This is a genomic window from Rhodococcus sp. NPDC047139 (assembly GCF_040643435.1).
Taxonomy (GTDB): domain Bacteria; phylum Actinomycetota; class Actinomycetes; order Mycobacteriales; family Mycobacteriaceae; genus Rhodococcus.
The window spans coordinates 1-3318 of record NZ_JBEYUH010000041.1; the positions used below are offsets into that span (position 1 = coordinate 1).

The 3318-nt window shown below is 65.8% G+C and carries 3 protein-coding genes; all 3 read right to left on the minus strand.

Features of this window, described 5'->3' with window-relative positions; all coding sequences use genetic code 11:
• Positions 1-125: 125 nt before the first annotated feature.
• Positions 126-1073, minus strand: coding sequence for an SMI1/KNR4 family protein (locus tag ABZ789_RS22570; protein ID WP_358428881.1), 948 nt, complete (start codon positions 1071-1073; stop codon positions 126-128).
• Between the two features lie 141 nt (positions 1074-1214).
• Positions 1215-2021, minus strand: a complete 807-nt coding sequence (istB, locus tag ABZ789_RS22575) for an IS21-like element helper ATPase IstB (protein ID WP_358428884.1) — start codon at positions 2019-2021, stop codon at positions 1215-1217.
• A complete protein-coding gene (istA, locus tag ABZ789_RS22580) occupies positions 2021-3238 on the minus strand; it encodes an IS21 family transposase (RefSeq protein ID WP_358428887.1) in 1218 nt (405 codons plus the stop codon). The genes istB and istA overlap by 1 nt, the downstream gene beginning before the upstream one ends.
• Positions 3239-3318: the final 80 nt, after the last annotated feature.

A 3318-nucleotide genomic window follows, 5' to 3' on the forward strand; every position in this document is an offset into this window, starting at 1 on the left:
TGTCGGGTCCGGTCGAAAGATGAGCTGTTCGTCCGGTCGAAAGATGAGCAGGTTCGGTCAATCCAGTCTGTCTCACCGGTTCGATCCGCGGAAGGCCCAGATCCGCTTGAGTTTTTCGTGACGTTTCAGTCGTCCGAGTACCAAATCAACGTTCCCGTTGTGGTCGTTGTCCAGCCGTCATGGAGTGGACGTCGGTTCCGGATGCTGTCGACGACGGTTGCGATCATGGCGTTGACCGAGACCCACAGCGGGCGTGAACCACCTGCGGATGCGGAGTACTCGACGACGCAGCTGTGCAGGTCGCCGGGGCGGGTGTCGACACACAGTGAAGTACCGGCAGCATCGTCGGCGATGGGGATCAGGTCGGGGATGAACACTTCGGCCGGACTGCCCGCGGGCGCTGATCGGATTGCTGCCTCGTCAGGGGCGGAGCCTTCCGGCCAGCGCTCCCGTAGATCGTCGTTGATCTGCGTCCACATGTCCCAGGTGGTGAGGGTCTCGTCGAGGGAGAGCAACCGGAACATCGGGACGATCTCGATACCTCCGCCTTGGAGCTGGAACAGCTCACGGACCTCGTCCGGCCACTGATAGCCGGTGTGGTTCTCGGCGGCGTCGAGATCGTCATCGGTGGCTCCTGCTGCCACGTCCTCGAGGGCGGCGGTGGCAGCGAGGTCCTGCCACAACACGGTCAGCTCACCGCCGCGGCTGACGGACCGCGGTGCGGTGCCGTCGTCTTCCGGCTCGATCGCACTAGCGCTCTCGTACTCGGGGACTGCGGGGCGTTGCTGAACTTGCCACTGGTGCAGCGCGTCTTCGGCTCCGGCCGCGACCTCATCCAGGGACGATGAACCGTCGAGGCCGGGAAGATCGATCGGCCCCTGCACCCCGTTGATCAGCAAACGGCCCGGAACAGCCTTGATGGTGCTGCCGGTTCTGTCGGCCCACTCCCGGGCGGCTCGCGCTGCATCGCGTGCTGCCTGCACGACGGAGTCACTGTTGCTCAGGCCGTGCAGTCCTTGCCCACCACCGGTGTCACCACGTCGGTAGAAGACTGTCAGATCCCAGGCGATCACGTGAGCATTGTGCCTTGTTCTGCTGATCGGCAGTCGAAGTGGCAGGTTTCTCGGGCCGATGGAGGTCAGAACAGCGCCGGGGACACCCGTGCTGCGGTGACTGTCGAGGTTCCGTGCATCGGGTCAAGGTGACGAGCAGGTTCAGGTCTGCGCATCGGTCCCTCCAGCTGCAGCAGCGGACGGCAACGACTCGATCGCGGTGTGCTTGATGCGATAACTGGTGCCCTTCAACGCGATCACGTCGGCGTGGTGGACGATCCGATCGATCATCGCCGAGGCGATGGTGGCTTCGCCGAAGACCTCGCTCCACCTCGCGAACGGCAGGTTCGAGGTCAGGATGATCGAGGACTTCTCGTAGCGACTCGACACCAGCTGGAAGAACAGGTTCGCGGCATCGGTGTCGAACGGGATGTAGCCGACCTCGTCGATCACGACCAACCCGATCCGGGAGATCTTGCGCAGCTCGATATCCAACCGCCCCAACCGATGTGCATGCGCCAGCCGGGTGATCCACCCGGTCGCCGGCGCGAACGCAACCCGGTGACCGGTATGCGCGGCCGCGACCGCAAGAGCAGTCGCCAAATGCGTTTTCCCTGTGCCTGGCGGTCCGAGCAACACCACATTGCGGGCCTCGGCGAGCCATCCGCCGCCTTCGAGACGGGCGATCTGCGCCCGATCGAGACCGGGCTGGACACCGAAATCGAAGTCGGTGACCGTCTTGATCGCGGGAAATCCGGCGCTCTTGATCCGCAACCGGGCCCCGGATTCGGCGCGGGCATTGGACTCGATGGCCAGCACCGCCGCCAGATACTCCTCGAACGACCAGTTCGCGGTGCGTCCCTGCTCAGCGAGGCGGGCGTATTCGGCAACGATCCGCGGAGCCTTGAGCGCCCGGGCATGGTGGACGATCACCTTGTGCGCCTCCGAGGTGGTGTGACGGGCATTCATCACGCCACCTCCGACGTCCCGAACACCGCGTCGTAGGTGGCCAGATCCGCGACCTGCACCTCGACCGCATCCGGTGCAGGTCTGCCGCGCTGAGCGGCGGTGTAGTGGGCGCGTTGCTGCCGGGCGACGGCGGCATGCTCGGGATCGGTCACCACCGCCCCCGGCCCCCAACTGCGCCGATGATCGGCGACGAGGCGATGCTCGCAGGACACCCGCACCTGCTGCGGATCGGCGGTCAGGGTGATCATTCGTCCGATCACCTCCGGATGCACCGAATAGGCGGCCCCGCCGACCTGGACGTAGTAGTCCCGGCCGAGCCGGACGGTGCGGGTGGTCCCGACCGCCGGAGCGACCGGTGGCAGCACCGTCATCGCGGCCCGGTCCTCGGCCATCGCGTCGACCGGCCGCCGACGGGTCACCCGGTGAGTGCGTGTGTTGGCCACCGCGAGCCACTGGGTGAGCTGGAGGTTGAAGTCGGCCGGGGAGGTGAACCGCCGGCCGGGCAGAAACGAGGTCCGCAGATAGCCGTTGGCGCGTTCGACGATCCCCTTGGTTTCGGGATCATAGGGCGGTGCCTGCACCATCCGGGTGGCCAGCGTGCCGCAGAATCCGGCGACGCCGTCGGCGAGCCGTCCTCGTTGCCCGATCCCGGCTTCGTTGTCCCACAACAGTGTCCGCGGAACCATTGTGAAAGATTCGGTCAGCAGCTGCCACATCCCGGCCAGCAGGTCCCCGGTCACCCGCGAGGGCAGCATCACCGCGGCGAGAAACCGCGAATACGTCGCGACCATCACCAGCACCGGAAACGAACGCAAGGCTCCCGCGTGGTCGGGAACGAGCGGTCCGGGGAACATCAGATCGCACTGGATCTGCTCACCGGGCAGATGCACCAGCCGATCCGCCGGGTCGGCCGGCTGATATTCCGGACGGATACGGGCAACGTTCTCGGCGAACCACGAGTTGCCACCGCTCCAGCCGACCCGTTCGGCGAGCACCGTCGTCGGCATCGCCGGATACGTCGCCAGCAGGGTTCGCACCGCCGGTTCGGTCAGCGCCCACGCCGAGGACTGGGAACGGGCGCGTTCGTACTTCGGCGGTGCCTGGGAGCGCAACGCCTTGGCTACGGTGTTGCGCGAGAGCCCCAACTTGCGGGCGATCGCGGTCTGCGTCATTGCTTCCGAGTTGTGCAGCTGACGGATCAACGCCCAGTCCTCCACAGTGATCACTCCTCAATCGTCGAGTGGAGTGCTCACTTTTCGACCGGAATACCTGCTCAACCTTCAACCGGAGCCGACAG